This is a genomic window from Halogranum gelatinilyticum (genome assembly GCF_900103715.1).
In the GTDB taxonomy this organism is placed as follows: domain Archaea; phylum Halobacteriota; class Halobacteria; order Halobacteriales; family Haloferacaceae; genus Halogranum; species Halogranum gelatinilyticum.
The window spans coordinates 1-14,082 of the sequence record NZ_FNHL01000009.1 but is presented as its reverse complement, the minus strand read 5'-3'; the positions used below and the strand labels follow the sequence as shown (position 1 = coordinate 14,082).

Sequence of the window (14,082 nt, the reverse complement as noted above, 5' to 3'; positions counted from 1 at the left end):
GACGGCCTCGCGGGTCGTATTTTACTCTGACGAAGCCTCAGAGACTCGTCTCGTCGACATGGGCCGTCAGGACCCGGACGCCCGCGTAGCCCGCGACGGCGAGCGCGACGTAGAGGGCGACGACGAGCAGTACGTCCGTGCCGACACTGCCGATGGAGAGGCGGGCGACAGCGTTAGCCGGACTCGACGGCAGGAGCGTCGTCCCGCCGAAGAGCAGCAGGACGGCCAGCGAGTAGACGAACTGCGCCGAGCGGCGGTCGGGCGTCGCGAGCGCGATGGCGATGGCGACACTGACGACCAACAGCGAGAACGCCGCGACGAGCACGACGAGGAGCGCGAAGTTCTCGATTTGGGTGCCGTTGAACTCCAAGAGGAGCAGCCACAGCACCGCCTGTGCGGGGGCGAGTAGTGCCGCCGCCGCGAGTTTGCCGTCGACGATGTCGACGAGTGAGACCGGGGCGACCCGCAGGAGTTCGAGCGTCCCGCGGTCGAACTCCTCGGTGATTGAGTCGACGGCGATAGAGCCGCTGATGAACACCGGCAGGAAGAGCAGGAGCGGGACGAGCACCGTGTAGGTGAAGCCGAAGTAGGGACTGGTCGTCGCCTCCGGCGGCAGGTCGAGCGGGAGGCGGTCGAGCCACGCCGCGCGGTCCAGCCGCTCGGCGCGCTCGAAGCCCCGCAGCGCGTCGCGGAGCTGGACGACGACGAGCGTCGTCCGGATGTTCGAGTCCGGGGCGACCGCCGCCACCTGCACCCTGTCGTCGACCACCTCCGTTGCGAGCACGGCATCGACCCGGCGTTGGTCGAAGGCGTCGAGCGCGGCCTCCTCGGACGGGTATCCGACGCCGCGGATGCTCGCCTGGTCGTCCGTGACCGCGAGCAGGTCGTCGGTCGCGTCGCCCGTCACGGCCACGTCGACCGTGTAGCCGTCGACGCTCGTCGGGTCGTACAGCGAGACGAGACCGACGACGAGGAACGACGAGAACGCCGCGATGAACAACTGAATCAGGAGCGCGAGCACGATGGTCTTCTCCTTGCGGAGGACGCTCAACTCGCGCGACGCGATGGTGATTCGCGGGTCACCCAAGGCTGCTCACCACCGTGAGGTTGTAGGCCGCGTGAACCAACGTCGCCACGACGAGCGTGCCGCCGTAGGCGTACTTGCCCCGCGTCGCTCCCATCGCCGAGATGCTCGTCGTCACCGTGTGGAGTGCGAGCGGCGCGAGCAAGAGGGCGAGAGCGACGCCGACGCCGACGTCGCTGCCGACGCCCGCGGAGGTCAACAGCTGTTGGCCGAGTTCGAGGTCGCCGAAGCCGATGAGCTGGACGACGACGAGTAGTTTCTCGCCGAGGAAGAAGCCCAGTCCCGAGAGCGACCCGAGCACGAGCGCCGAGCGGAGCGTCCGCGGGAAGCGGCCCTTCTCGAAGCCAGCGTAGACGTGGACGCTCTTTGCGACCTCTTCGACGCCCGCGATGGTGACCAAGAGAAGCGGTGTCGACACCGCGATGGGGAGTGCAAAAAGGATGGCGACCGCGAGCAGTTCGGCGATGAAGACGAAGGGGATGAAGAGAATCGAGAGCGTTGTCATCGACCACTTGCTGCGGATGCGGCTATCCAGCGCGTCGACGAACTTCAGCGGGACGGGCCGCTGGGTGAACATATCCTCCTCGCGGTAGACGCCGAGACCGAGCAGGAAGAGGACGGCCGACCCGAGGTAGAACGGGCCGGTCGAGAAGGCGTACTGGACCACCGAGACGCCCAGCCCCTGCAGGTCGCGGACGACGAGCGTCAGTGGCGAGATGAGCGCGATGGGCGTGATGTTGGTGAAGATGGCGGGGACGAAGACGTAGGAGGTGAGAAAGACCGAGACGGCGACGGTCACGAAGGTGAGTTCCTTGAACGAGCGGGCGAACATCGCGCCGACAAACGTCGCCGCGAGAAAGAGCAGCGCGACGGGGAAGACGCTCGCGACGGAGACCACTCCGGCGGTTCCCTCCGCGAGACTCCCGACGCCGAGCGCGATGGCGACGGTGACGCCGAGCATCGCCGTCACGTAGGGCAGCGTCTTCCCGAGGACGATGTCGCTCGGCTCGATCGGCGCGACGAGCAACAGTTCGCCGCGGCGGTTGACGCGCTCGTTGAGGATGGTACTTCCGTACGCCTGGATGACGAAGTTCATCGGCACGAGGAAGGCGAACGCGAGGATGAGCGAGCCGAACGGGAACGGCGGGCTGATAGCCGCGGGCGAGCCGCTGGTCTGGCCGCCGAAGATGCCACCGCCGGTGCCGACGTCCGGCACGGGCAGGTCGCCGCCGGTGTCTGCGGTCCCGCTCGATTGACCACCTGACGAGCCGCCGTCGCCGCCGGAGCCGCCGCCGCTGCTGCCGGTTCCGGCACCGTCGTCGGTGCCGCCAGTTCCAGCACTCCCACCAGACGAGTCACCGCTGCCACCGGCACTCCCACCCACGCCGACTGCGGCCGACACTTCGTCGCGGGCGACGTACTGGAGGTCGACGAGTACCGGGAAGGCGGCCGTTTGGTTCTCCTCGTCGCTCATCAGCCGGTCGTTGTGAGCCTCGACCGCCGAGCGGAGTTCCGCGAGCGCGGCCTGTCCCTTGGCCGTGTCGGCGATGGTGAAGCCACCGTCGCTGACGACGAGGTCGAGGCTTCCCTGCGGTGCGAGCCGTCCGTTCACCGGCCGGGCATCGAGTGCGGTGCTCTCGACGACCGGGTCGTAGTAGGGGCTGTCGGGCGCGACGCCGACGCGGTAGATGTCGCGGTCGAGCGCGATGCCCGAGACGCCCGCGGCGGCCGTCGCGCCGAAGATACCGCCCGAGAGGAGGAGCGCGACGAGTGCGATGGCGGCCGTCCGGCGGTCGATGGTGCCCGCGCTTCGGCTCACCTCCCAGCGGGCGATGCGGAGGACCGCCTTCCAGCGACCGCTCACCGGCTGTCCTCCGGTGGGGCCGCTTCGAGCGTCTCCTCGGACGAGCCGTTCTCGGCCATTCGGGCCTCGCCCGCGACCGTCCGGTCGTAAGTCGCCGGTCGCTTCGCGAGATCGAGGAAGATGTCCTCGAGACTCGGCTCCTTCGTGCGGATGTCGGCGACGTCGCCACCGGCGGCTTCGGCGGCCTCGCGAATCTCGCGGACCTCGTCCATGGTGTCGACGACGACGCGGTACTCGTCGTCTGAGCCGTCCGTGTCGCCCACGTCGCCCGCGCCGCTCTCACTGCTGCCGACGGCCACCACTTCCGCGCCCTCGACGGGGACGGTCGTCGTGACGTGGTACTCGGTGTAGCCGTGTTCCTCGCGAATCTCGGGCACGGAGCCACGGGCGACGATGTCGCCGCGGTTCATGATGATGACGCGGTCACAGATGCTCTCGACGTGATAGAGGTTGTGCGCGCTGAAGACGACCGTCTTCCCCTGGTCGGCGAGGTCGCGGGTGAACTCCAGCACGTAGTTGGTCGTCAGGGGGTCGAGTCCGGAGGCAGGCTCGTCGTAGATGAGGATGTCGGGGTCGTTGACGAGCGAGCGGGCGATGGCGACCTTCCGTTTCATCCCCTTGGACATATCGCCGAGCCGACGCTCGCGGTGTTCCAGTTCCAGTCGGTCGAGCGCGTCCGTGATGCGTTCGTTGGCAACGTCGCGCGGGACGTCGTAGAGGTCGGCGAAGAAGCGGAGATACGACAGCGGCGTCATGTCCTCGTACAGGGGCGACTCCTCGGGCAGAAAGCCGAGCGTCGAGCGCATCTCGGGGTCGCCGGCGTCGAAACCGGCGAGCGTCGCCTCGCCGTCGGTCGGTTCGATGAGTCCCGCCAGCATCTTCAGCGTCGTCGTCTTCCCGGCCCCGTTCGGGCCGACGACGCCGAAGATCTCCCCACGGTCGACCTCGAAACTGCTGGAGCGCACGGCGACGAACTCCCCGTAGGTCTTCCGGAGTGTCTCGACTTCTATCATGTCGAGGGGGTCGCCGGGGAGGGATTTAAAATCGGGCCCCGAGGCAGGCGGGTCGCTCGGGGTGGAAAACCGTCGGGAGAGAAACCGTACCTACTCGTCTATCCGGTGTATTGAGGACTCGGTCTGCGTCGGTGGTTCAGTCGTCAGCGGGTGTCTGTGTCTCCGTCTCGTTCTCCGGTTTTCGGCCTCGCTGCCAGATATTCGTCACGGAGACACCAGCAGGCGGTGTGTGGCTGATGTCTTTCATCGTTCGTGTCGTGCTTTCCTTTGTCATCGTGTACCGTGGTAACGCGGAGGTGATATTAACTCTTTCTCGGAGGAAGTTTAGAGTCTTATTATCACACCCATCTCCTTAAGGTCAGAGCTACCACGGAGGCGACCGTCGACCGACCATGCGCCGCACCGACGTCTCCGTCTCGCGCACGCCCGACGGCCGCCGACTCGACGTCTCCCGCGTCGTCGACGCCCCCGCAGCCGCCGTCTGGGACCTCTTCACCGACCCCTCGCGCTGGCCCGAGTGGGGACCGAGCGTCGGCGCGGTCGACTGCGCCGACGAGCGTATCAGGACGGGGACGACCGGCCGTGTCCGCGTCGCCGGCGTCTGGATTCCCTTCGAGGTCGACGACTGCGACGACGAGCACTACCGCTGGACGTGGTCGGTCGCGACGGTTCCGGCGACGGGCCACCGCGTCGAACCGCTCGGCGAGGGTCGCTGTCGAGCCGTCTTCGAGGTTCCGCTCCTCGCGGCGGGCTACGCGGTCGTCTGTGAGCGGGCGCTCCGGCGAATCGAGGAGTTGGCGACGCGGCGGTGAGAAACTGGTGGGGACCGTCGGTAGGACGAGTCGGTTACGGCGGCCGCTCCAACGAGAACCTGTCTCGCGTCCGCGTGTACCCGCCGCCGGAGAGGCGGCCGACCACGTCGAGTTTGTTCACGTCGAGTTTGCCCTCGGGCGTCGTCACCCCGTCGGCGACGTGCGCGTAGACGACTTCACCGAGAATCATCGTCGAACTCCCGACTTCCATGCTGTCGTAGAGTTCGCACTCGAAGGCGACCTTCGCGTCGGCGACGCGGGCGACGTCGACCGTCGTGGCTTCGACCTTCTCCAAGTCGGCGTGGTCGAACTCGCTCTCTCCGTCGTCCAAGGTCGCGCTCGTCGCGTTCATCGCCTCGACGAGGTCCTCCGTGACGACGTTGACGACGAACTCCTCCGTGTCGAGGATGTTCCGCGGCGTGTCCTTCAGGTCCTCGCCGACGCCGACGGGCGCGAACATGACGACCGGCGGGTCGTAGGCGACGACGTTGAAGAAGCTGTACGGCGCGAGGTTGTCGACGCCGTCCGTGCTGCGAGACGAGACCCACGCGATGGGCCGGGGGACGACGCCCCCAGCGAGCAGACGGTACGGGCCGAAGTCGTCCGGTGTGCCCTCCATCTACGCGTCCTCGTCTTCGTGGCCTTCCTCGAACGGGTCGATCTCGGCCGCGCCGGGCGTCTCCTCGTCGACGCCGAAGCCCGGCCCGCTCGTCGCGATCTCGAAGACCAGCCCGTCGGGGTCGTTGAAGTAGATGCTCTTGAAGTAGGTGCGGTCCTTGACGTTGGAGACGCGCACGTCGTGGGCCATCAGATGCTCGCGCCACTCGTGGAGGGCGTCCTCGTCCTCAACGCCGATGGCGAAGTGGTGGCTCGCGCCCGGACCGGGCTGGCCGCGGGAGTCGGGATACTCGAAGTAGGTGACGTTCGTGCCCGGCTGGCCCTCGGGCGTCGGAGAGAAGTAGTAGTGCTTCGTCCCCGGGTCGTCGTAGTTCTGCGTGCGCTTGACGGTGTGCCAGCCGAGGACGTCCTCGTAGAAGGCCACCGTCTCGTCCATGTCGGTGCAGATGTTCGTCACGTGGTGCAAGCCTGTCGTCGGTGGTGCGTCGCTCATGGTGGGATATCGTTCTGGAAGGAAACGTGTCTGTTGGTACCGGTCGTCTGTGTCCGCCGTCTTCAGAGACCGATGCCGACCGCGTAGGGCCACGGCTGGCTGCTCAGCGCGAGGAAGAAGAACGCGCCGCCGAGCATGACGATGTTCTTCAGGAACTGCGTCATCTCGGTCTGCTGCTGTTCCTCGGGGGCCGCCCAGAAGTCGTGGATGACGGGCGTCGTCACGAGCAGGAAGACGACGAGCGCGCCGGACGCCAGAAGCGGGAACGCGCCGAGCGCGATGCCGAGACCGCCGAAGGCCAGCATCCCGCCCGTGAAGGGGACCGCGAGCCCGGCTGCCGGGACGCCCTTGGCGTCGGCGTAGCCGACCATGGTCTCGAGGTTCATGAAGTGGTTCAGTCCCATGAAGGCCAGCACCGCGCCGAACAGGACGCGCCCCACGAGGAACGCGAGATCCGCACTCGCAGAGCCGAAGGCACTCTGGAGCAGCACGCTCATCGCTCGGCCTCCGTCGACTGCTGTTCACTTATCGGTGCGACCGTCCGCAGATTTGTGTTCGTCACAACCATCCGTACACGACCCACGAATATATCTGTTCTCGGACATGAACGTTACCAGGTAACGCCGGTGTCAGCGGGCGTCAGTGGATGAACTTTGATTTAGATTCCCCTAGGGTCTCAGTCAAAGAGCGGACAGATGTCTCAACAATAGTCCTATTTAGTGTATAATATGGTGTAGATACGAAGCTTTTTATGACACCACCATATACACACTGTTGGCGCGAACCGCCCACCAACCAACCTGTCATGTGTGAGCAATCAACCGTGCTGCGGCCGCGCCCGCGAGGTAACACTCGCACCCGGCAGTGACGGATCTGCCAGCCCTTGTCACTGCCACCACTGTGTGTGAACCGGACAGCCCACTCGGCTGTCCACTTCCTTCGTCCGTGAGTCGATAGACAGTCACATGACTGTCGGCTCCAATAGTCGCGTATGTACACGGGCAAGACAGAACAGCCGTGTTGCCTCTGTGACGACCCCGAGACCGTCGCCCGGCTCGACCTGCCCCCACGAGCGGTGACGCTGATGAAACACGGCGGCCGCATCGCGTGGCGCGACATCGTCGGCGACGTCTCGGTGCACTTCTGTGCGAGCGACTGGGAACTCGTCTGTGACCTCGTCGTCGACCTCGGCCAGAACCCGTTGTCGCGCTGTAGCGTCGCCCGTGCCTCCTTCGACCTCCGGGCGGATTTCGAGGCGTTGACCCGCATCCGGAAGGACGAACCCGACCAGTCGGCACTCGAAGCCGAGCGACTGCGGGAGGCCACCCGAGTCGTCGACCGCTACGGCGACGACCCGATGGTCGAGACGCGCGACTACGTGGAAGCGCGCGTCGTCCAGTGGACGCTCGAAGACCTCGGCGTCGCCGACGGCGTCGAACCCGGCCGCTGAGCCGGTCGAACTGTCCGGTTTCGGGGAGGGTAATAGCCTTCGGCTCCAAGTCGACAGCAGCGACGACCCCTTTTTCTCCTCTGTGACGGCATATTCTCCGGATACCGTGACCGTCAGTGCCGAAGACATTGGTGTCTGATAGCAACACCAGCAGTGTTTGTAGAAATTTACAACACGTTATATGGGAGGAGCCTCAAGGGGTGTGTAACGACTACCAGTTTCAACTGGCGGTGGCCTGTCGGTCCGGCGCAGGTTCGGTGCGTGCCGGACGGAGCGAACATGAAGAAATCTCAACTACTCACGCTTCTCGTCATCGGACTCGTATTGGTCCCGACGACGGCCCTCGCGGTCGTCGAAGGGGAACCGAATCTCAACGCGACCATGGGTGACAACGAGGTCGTGCCAGGCGAAGACACCCAGGTCACCGTCACGCTGCAGAACACCGGCGAGATCGACCAAAGCTCGAACTCGCAGCTGAACCAACGCGTGACGACCGCTCGCGGCGTCACCGTCGAACTCCGCGAGGAGAACAACCGCTTCGGCGAGCGCGACCCGCCCATCGAGGTCAACACGGGCAAGCTCTCGCTCGGCCAGATCCCCGACGGCTCGGCCGTTCCGGCCACCTTCAGCATCAGCGTCGACGAGGACGCCCCGACGGGGACCTACAAGATTCCCGTCCGCGTCACCTACACATACACGGAGTCTATCGACACGGCGAGTGGCGATTACGACGAGGAGGACGTCCGCGAGACGTTCAGAGTCAACCTCCGCGTCGTCGACAACGCCCGTTTCGAGATCGTCAACACGACCAGTGACCTCGCGGTCGGCGACAGCGGGCCGGTCTCGGTGAACATCGAGAACACCGGTACCGCCGCCGCCGAGGACGCGAGCGTCCAGGTTGCCTCCCAGAACAACGACTTCACCTTCTCGCGTGCGAGCACGTCCTCGAACTACGTCGGCGAGTGGGAGCCGGGCGAGGTGCGGACGCTGACCTACGACGCCGAGGTCGCTGCCGGTGCGACGCCCCGTAACTACGCGCTCACCGCGACGGTGAACTACGACGACACCGACGGCGTGGCCTCGTCTTCGGAGGCGATGGCCTTCGGCGTCACCCCGCGCGACGAACAGACCTTCGCGCTCGAGAACACCCAGAGCACCCTCCGGGTCGGCCAGGAGGGTCAGCTGACGGGTGAGGTCGTCAACAACGGTGAGACGGCCGCTCGCAACGCGGTCGTCGTCTTCGAGACCGAGAACCCGAACGTCAACCCCATCGAGACCGAGTACGCTATCGGCACGCTCGAGGCGGGTGAACGGACGGACTTCAGCTTCGACACCGAGATCTCCGAGACCGCCGAGGCCGGTCCGCGGCAGTTCACGTTGGCGGTGACCTACCGCAACAGCGACGGCGAGTCCCGCGAGAGCGACCCGCTCGACGTGCAGGCCAACGTCGCCGGTGCCCAAGAGGAGTTCGACGTCGAGGGCGTCAACACGACGTTCGCCGCCGGCGAGAGCGGTCGGATGACGATGACGGTCACCAACAACCGCGCGGAGACGCTGACGGACATCTCGGCGAAGCTGTTCGTCGACGCGCCCATCTCGGCGAGCGACGACGAGGCGTTCATCGAGTCGCTCGAACCCGGCGAGAGCGCGACCATCGCCTTCTCGACGAGCGTCGGCGGCGGCGCGCTCACCGACAAGACGTATCCGGTGTCCTTGGACTTCCGCTACGACACGGCCGACGGTGACACCCTCATCTCCGAGACGTACCAGGTGCCCGTGACCGTGACCGAACCCGAGGACGACGGTGGCCTGCCGCTGCCGCTCATCGGTGGCGTCGTGCTGCTCGTCCTGCTCGGGGTCGGAGGCTACCTCTACACCCGCCGGTCCGCGTAATGGACTACCAGCGATTCATCGACTGGACGGACGAACGCATCGTCGAGAGCTCGGGGAAGGTGATCATCGCCTTCCTGCTCGTGACGAGCATGTTCGCCGTCGGTCTCGGCAACGTCTCGACGGAGGCCGGTACCCAGCAGTTCGCCGCCGACATCCCGGCCAACAACGCCCTCGAGGACATCAACCAGGAGTTCGGCTCCTCGTTCTCGGAGGGCGGCGGCAGCACGCAGCTCATCCAACGGGGTGACAACGTCCTCGCTCGCGAACAGCTGCTCAACATGTTGCGGGCCCAAGAGCGGCTGCAAGAGAAGGAGGACCTCCGGGTCGAGAGCACGTCGAGCGCGGCGAGCCTCGTCGCGCGCACTATCGACCCGTCGGCGACGACGCTCGAAGCGCAGATCCGAGCGGTCGAAGGGGCGACGCGGACCGAGATCCGCTCGGCCGTCCGCACCAACGCCGACAACCCCGGCTTTACCGGGACAGTCAGTAACGACTTCAACGCCAAGTCCGCCTCGGCGTCGGCGACCATCGGCGTCGTCAGCCACAACGTGCCCGACGCGGGCGGCAGTGGTGGCGGTGCCGGGCAGAGCGGGTCGAGTCCGCTGACGGACATCCAACAGCGCTCCCAGCGCGTCGTCGACACCGTCGGCGGCGACATCACCGTCTTCGGGAGCGGTATCATCTCCGCGGAGTTCGGCAGCGTCATCACCGACTCGCTGCTCATCGTCACGCCCGCAGCGGTGATTTTCATCATCTTCTTCCTGGTGGTGGCGTACCGCGACCTGATGGACCTCCTCTTGGGGTCGTTCGCGCTGCTTATGGCCATCATCTGGACGTTCGGCTTCCTCGGTATCGCCGGAATCCCGTTCAGCCAGATGATGATCGCGGTTCCGCCGCTCTTGCTCGCGGTGGGTATCGACTTCGGTATCCACGCCATCAACCGCTACCGTGAGGACCGCGCCGACGGTCTCGGTATCGAAGAGGCGATGACGAAGGCGACGGACCAGTTGCTCGTCGCGTTCTTCATCGTCACCGGGACGACGGTCATCGGCTTCCTGTCGAACCTCGCCAGCGACCTCGCGCCGATTCAGGACTTCGGCGTCGTCGCGGCCGTCGGTATCATCTTCACCTTCCTCATCTTCGGAGTCTTCCTCCCGGCGGCGAAGGTTTGGCTGGACCGCAGAGCGGAGAAATATCCGATTCCGGTCTTCAGTCAGTCGCCGCTCGGTGCCGAAGGCTCCCGGCTGGGCGAGGTGCTCCGTGGCGGCGTCGTCATCTCGAAGTACGCCCCCGCGCTGTTCCTCGTGCTCGCGCTCGTCGCCAGTGCCGGGGCGGGCTACTACGCAACGGACATCGACACCTCGTTCACCCAAGAGGACTTCCTCCCGCCCGAGGAGGTGCCGGCGTTCCTCCAGTCGCTCCCCGAGCCGTTCGCGCCGAGCGAGTACACCGTCGTCGGTCAGCTGAACTTCCTCGAAGACAAGTTCGAGACGACACAGGGGGGGTCAGTCACCATATACTACGAGACGCGCATGGAGCGCGACACGGTGCTCGAAGAGATCCACCGTGCCGGACAGGACCCGCCGGAGTCGTTCGTCAGCGAGAACCGGCAGGCCGACGCCCAGAGCATCGTCACCGTCGTCCAGTCGCAGGCCGAGCGTGACCCCGAGTTCCGCCGACTCGTCGCACGCAACGACATCGACGGCAACGGCATCCCCGACGACAACCTCGGAGAGATCTACGACTACCTGCTGAACTCGCCGGCCGAGGACCAGGCGTTGAACTATCTCTCGGAGGACCGTCGGAGCACGCGAGTCGTCTACTCCGTGACCGCCGACGCCTCCCAATCTGAGGTCACCAACGACGGCCGCATGGTCGCCGACCGCTTCCGCGGCGGTGCCGTCGCCACCGGTGGGACGGTCGTCTTCCAGGCCATCTCGGATCTCATCTTCGAGTCGGCACTGACGAGTCTCGCCATCGCGCTCGGCGCGACGGTGGTCTTCCTCGTGCTCATCTACTGGCTCTTGGAAGGCCTGCCGTCGCTCGGCGTCGTCAACACGGTGCCCATCGCCATCGCCGTCGCGTTCGTCGCAGGGACGATGAAGTATCTGGGCATCTCGTTCAACGCGTTCACGGCGACCATCCTGTCGCTCACCATCGGGCTGGGTATCGACTACTCGGTCCACGTCGTCCACCGGTTCGTCGACGAGCGACGGGAACACGACCTCTTCACCGCGCTCGACCGGACCGTCCGCGGGACGGGTGGGGCACTGGCCGGGAGTATGCTGACGACGACGTTCGGGATCGGCGTGCTCGTGCTCGCGCTCCTGAGCGTCCTCGGCCAGTTCGGCGTGCTGACCGCGCTGAGTATCGTCTACTCGTTCCTCGCGTCGCTCGTCGTACTCCCCTCGGCACTCGTCATCTGGGACCGCCTCGTCAACGGCGACCCGGACGTCCCGATGGGCGATGTCGACACGTCGCCCGGTCCGAGCGAAGCCGGCGGACAGACCGTGGTCACCGATGGGGGTGAGCCAACGGATGAGTGACGGCGAACACGAAGCCGTCGAGTCGCTCGAACAGCTCGGTCTCTCGAACTACGAGGCGCGGGTGTTCGTCGCCCTCCAGAAGCTCGGGACCGGCACGGCTCGCGAGATCCACCAAGTGGCCGACGTGCCGCGGTCGCAGGTCTACGGCGCGGCCGACGAACTCGAAGAGCGCGGCCTCGTCGAGGTCCAGCAGTCGACGCCGAAACGCTACCGTCCCGTCAGTCTCGACGCGGCACGGACTCGGCTCACAGAGCGCATCGAGTGCAACAAGTCGCGGGCGTTCGACTATCTCGAGACGGTCCAGCGCGACCAGCGCGGCGAGGAGACCCGCGACGACGTCTGGACGGTCCGCGGCCGTGACTCGGTCGACGACCGGACGGTCGACCTCGCCAAGGAGGCGACCGACTGGCTCGTCTTCGCGGCGGCCGAACCGTCGTCGGTGCCGGACGCGCTCGTCGAAACCCTCCTCGAGCGCGCCGCCGCCGGTGTCGACGTCACCGTCGCCAGCGAAAGCCCCGAAGTTCGCGCACGCTTCGCCGACGCACCCTTCACCGTCGCCGAACCGGCCTACGAGCCGCCGACGGACTTCATGGGTCGCGTGCTGCTGTGCGACGGGACCGTCGTCCTCCTCTCAGTCCTCGCTGACGCAGACCTCCCCGACGTGACGGAAGAGACGGCCATCTGGAGTGCCGACACGGCGATGGCCGCCGTACTCGCCCAGATCATCCGGGGCAACATCATGTCCATCATGGACGCCGACACGTCCTCCAACTGACGACCTCCGCACCCGACCACCGAGAGCGACCTTTTTCCCCTTCGTGGACGCAGTCTCCGACGGATGACCAAGCCCACTCGCTGTCCCGACTGTGGCGCGCGCGACTCGTTCACCAACCGGTACGCGACGGGCGGCGGCTGGCGCGTCGTCGGCTACCGCTGTACGGAGTGCGGTGAGACGGTCGAAAAAGAGACCGACTGATTCAGTCGTCTTTGGTTTTGATGTCGGCGGAGAGGCCCTGTGCCATCTGGATGTCTTTGGAGTTGTTGAGCGTCCAGGCGGTGCGCTCGGTGACGGCTTCGATGATTTCGCGAGCGGAGGGGTAGCCGTTGCCGGATTTCTTGACGCCGCCGAACGGCAGATGCACCTCAGCACCGATGCATGGGAGATTCCCGTAGGCCAGTCCCACCTCCGCATGGTCGCGGAAGTAGTTGATCTGGCGGTAGTTTTCGGAGATAATCGCGCCAGCGAGTCCGTAGTCGGTGTCGTTCTGGATGGCGACCGCTTCTTCGATGTCACCCGAATACTTCAGGAGTGCGACGTGCGGGCCGAAGACTTCCTCGTGCGTGCAGCGCAGGTCCTCCCACGCGTCGGCTTCATACACAAAGGGACCGACCCAGTGGCCGTCTTCGTGACCGTCCGGAATCTCGTCCTCGTCCAACTCCGTTCGGTCGACGAGGACGTTCACGCCCTCTTTCTTCGCCAGCTCAGCGTACTTCGTGACCTTCTCCTTGTGACCGGCCTCGATGAGCGGGCCCATGAAGGTGTCTTCGTCCAGCGGGTCGCCGACGGAGACGTTCTTTGCCAACTCGACGTAGCGGTCTTTGAACTCGTCGTAGACGTCTTCGTGGACGACGATGCGCTCTGAAGAGACACAGCGCTGGCCGGTCGTCTTGAACGAGGTCATGAGCGCGGAGTGGACGGCGATGTCCAGATCCGCCTCTTCGGTGATGACGACGTTGTTCTTGCCACCCATCTCACACGCGGCGAGTTTGCCGGGCTGCTGGGCGACTTTCTCGGCGACCTCGTGGCCCACCTCGGCCGAACCAGTGAACAGGACGGTGTCGACGCGTTCGTCCTCCACGATGGAGGCGCCGGCGTCGCCGAAGCCCTGGACCATGTTGAACACGCCGTCGGGAATACCGGCATCCTCGAACATCTCGGCGATGATCTGGCCGCACCACGGCGTCTGTTCGGCGGGCTTCCAGACGACGGTGTTACCCTCGACCAGGGCGACGGCCATGTGCCAGAAGGGGATGGCGACCGGGAAGTTCCACGGGGTGATACAGCCGACGACGCCGCGAGGTTTGCGGCGCATATAGGCGTCCTTGGCGGGAATCTCGCTCGGGATAACGTCGCCTTTGGGGTGGCGAGCGTCGCCAGCGGCCCACTCGACCATGTGGTACGCTTCGATGACGTCCGCGCGACCTTCCGAGATTTCCTTGCCGCACTCTTTGGTCACGACTTCTGCGAGTTCTTCGGTCCGCTCGCGGAGCTCGTGGTAGATGTCCCAGAGATATTCCGCGCGGTCGAT

Annotated in this window: 13 protein-coding genes; 6 read left to right on the top strand and 7 right to left on the bottom strand. The window is 65.8% G+C overall.

The window, feature by feature from the left end; all coding sequences use genetic code 11:
• Nucleotides 1-37: 37 nt before the first annotated feature.
• The 3 genes from BLR57_RS18230 to BLR57_RS18220 are packed head-to-tail and all read right to left on the bottom strand — an operon-like array spanning nt 38 to nt 3,961.
• On the bottom strand, nt 38-1,087 hold the full coding sequence (locus tag BLR57_RS18230) for an ABC transporter permease (protein WP_089700049.1): 1,050 nt from the start codon (nt 1,085-1,087) through the stop codon (nt 38-40).
• A complete protein-coding gene (locus BLR57_RS18225; RefSeq protein WP_089700047.1) occupies nt 1,080-2,948 on the bottom strand; it encodes an ABC transporter permease family protein in 1,869 nt (622 codons plus the stop codon). The genes BLR57_RS18230 and BLR57_RS18225 overlap by 8 nt, the downstream gene beginning before the upstream one ends.
• Nucleotides 2,945-3,961, bottom strand: a complete 1,017-nt coding sequence (locus BLR57_RS18220) for an ABC transporter ATP-binding protein (RefSeq protein ID WP_089700045.1) — start codon at nt 3,959-3,961, stop codon at nt 2,945-2,947. The genes BLR57_RS18225 and BLR57_RS18220 overlap by 4 nt, the downstream gene beginning before the upstream one ends.
• Nucleotides 3,962-4,353: 392 nt before the next feature.
• Between BLR57_RS18220 and BLR57_RS18215 the strand changes: the two genes are divergently transcribed.
• Nucleotides 4,354-4,773, top strand: coding sequence for an SRPBCC family protein (locus tag BLR57_RS18215; RefSeq protein ID WP_089700044.1), 420 nt, complete (start codon nt 4,354-4,356; stop codon nt 4,771-4,773).
• Between the two features lie 34 nt (nt 4,774-4,807).
• Here BLR57_RS18215 and BLR57_RS18210 read toward each other — a convergent pair whose 3' ends face one another.
• The 3 genes from BLR57_RS18210 to BLR57_RS18200 all read right to left on the bottom strand — a co-directional run bounded on the left by BLR57_RS18210 (nt 4,808) and on the right by BLR57_RS18200 (nt 6,381).
• Nucleotides 4,808-5,392: a flavin reductase family protein gene (locus BLR57_RS18210; RefSeq protein ID WP_089700042.1), complete on the bottom strand. Its 585-nt coding sequence runs from the start codon at nt 5,390-5,392 to the stop codon at nt 4,808-4,810.
• Nucleotides 5,393-5,884 (bottom strand): VOC family protein, encoded by a 492-nt coding sequence (locus tag BLR57_RS18205; RefSeq protein WP_089700040.1) that lies wholly within the window; start codon nt 5,882-5,884, stop codon nt 5,393-5,395. It lies immediately after the preceding gene.
• 62 nt (nt 5,885-5,946) lie between these two features.
• The gene (locus BLR57_RS18200; RefSeq protein WP_089700038.1) at nt 5,947-6,381 is read right to left on the bottom strand and encodes a DoxX family protein; all 435 of its coding nucleotides are present in this window, start codon (nt 6,379-6,381) and stop codon (nt 5,947-5,949) included.
• A 494-nt stretch (nt 6,382-6,875) separates the two neighbouring features.
• Between BLR57_RS18200 and BLR57_RS18195 the strand changes: the two genes are divergently transcribed.
• From BLR57_RS18195 to BLR57_RS19565, 5 genes are all read left to right on the top strand, one after another.
• The gene (locus BLR57_RS18195) at nt 6,876-7,334 is read left to right on the top strand and encodes a DUF7960 family protein (RefSeq protein WP_089700037.1); all 459 of its coding nucleotides are present in this window, start codon (nt 6,876-6,878) and stop codon (nt 7,332-7,334) included.
• Nucleotides 7,335-7,613: 279 nt separating this feature from the next.
• A complete protein-coding gene (locus tag BLR57_RS18190) occupies nt 7,614-9,227 on the top strand; it encodes a COG1361 S-layer family protein (protein ID WP_089700035.1) in 1,614 nt (537 codons plus the stop codon).
• Complete coding sequence (locus BLR57_RS18185) at nt 9,227-11,773, top strand: efflux RND transporter permease subunit (RefSeq protein WP_089700033.1); 2,547 nt, start codon at nt 9,227-9,229, stop codon at nt 11,771-11,773. Before BLR57_RS18190 ends, BLR57_RS18185 begins: the two co-directional genes overlap by 1 nt.
• Nucleotides 11,766-12,548, top strand: coding sequence for a TrmB family transcriptional regulator (locus BLR57_RS18180; protein WP_089700031.1), 783 nt, complete (start codon nt 11,766-11,768; stop codon nt 12,546-12,548). The genes BLR57_RS18185 and BLR57_RS18180 overlap by 8 nt, the downstream gene beginning before the upstream one ends.
• Nucleotides 12,549-12,611: 63 nt before the next feature.
• Nucleotides 12,612-12,749 carry a hypothetical protein gene (locus BLR57_RS19565; protein WP_170830707.1) on the top strand — a complete coding sequence of 46 codons (138 nt, stop codon included), beginning with the start codon at nt 12,612-12,614 and terminating at the stop codon, nt 12,747-12,749.
• Nucleotide 12,750: 1 nt separating this feature from the next.
• Here the strand turns inward: BLR57_RS19565 and BLR57_RS18175 are convergent.
• Nucleotides 12,751-14,082: aldehyde dehydrogenase family protein (locus BLR57_RS18175; RefSeq protein WP_089700029.1), on the bottom strand; the 1,332-nt coding region annotated here is incomplete at its 5' end.

Coding starts and splice junctions, on each gene's coding strand:
- BLR57_RS18220 (WP_089700045.1), bottom strand. CDS start 3,961: ATGATAGAAGTCGAGACACTCCGGAAGACCTACGGGGAGTTCGTCGCC.
- BLR57_RS18215 (WP_089700044.1), top strand. CDS start 4,354: ATGCGCCGCACCGACGTCTCCGTCTCGCGCACGCCCGACGGCCGCCGA.
- BLR57_RS18210 (WP_089700042.1), bottom strand. CDS start 5,392: ATGGAGGGCACACCGGACGACTTCGGCCCGTACCGTCTGCTCGCTGGG.
- BLR57_RS18205 (WP_089700040.1), bottom strand. CDS start 5,884: ATGAGCGACGCACCACCGACGACAGGCTTGCACCACGTGACGAACATC.
- BLR57_RS18200 (WP_089700038.1), bottom strand. CDS start 6,381: ATGAGCGTGCTGCTCCAGAGTGCCTTCGGCTCTGCGAGTGCGGATCTC.
- BLR57_RS18195 (WP_089700037.1), top strand. CDS start 6,876: ATGTACACGGGCAAGACAGAACAGCCGTGTTGCCTCTGTGACGACCCC.
- BLR57_RS18190 (WP_089700035.1), top strand. CDS start 7,614: ATGAAGAAATCTCAACTACTCACGCTTCTCGTCATCGGACTCGTATTG.
- BLR57_RS18185 (WP_089700033.1), top strand. CDS start 9,227: ATGGACTACCAGCGATTCATCGACTGGACGGACGAACGCATCGTCGAG.
- BLR57_RS18180 (WP_089700031.1), top strand. CDS start 11,766: ATGAGTGACGGCGAACACGAAGCCGTCGAGTCGCTCGAACAGCTCGGT.
- BLR57_RS19565 (WP_170830707.1), top strand. CDS start 12,612: ATGACCAAGCCCACTCGCTGTCCCGACTGTGGCGCGCGCGACTCGTTC.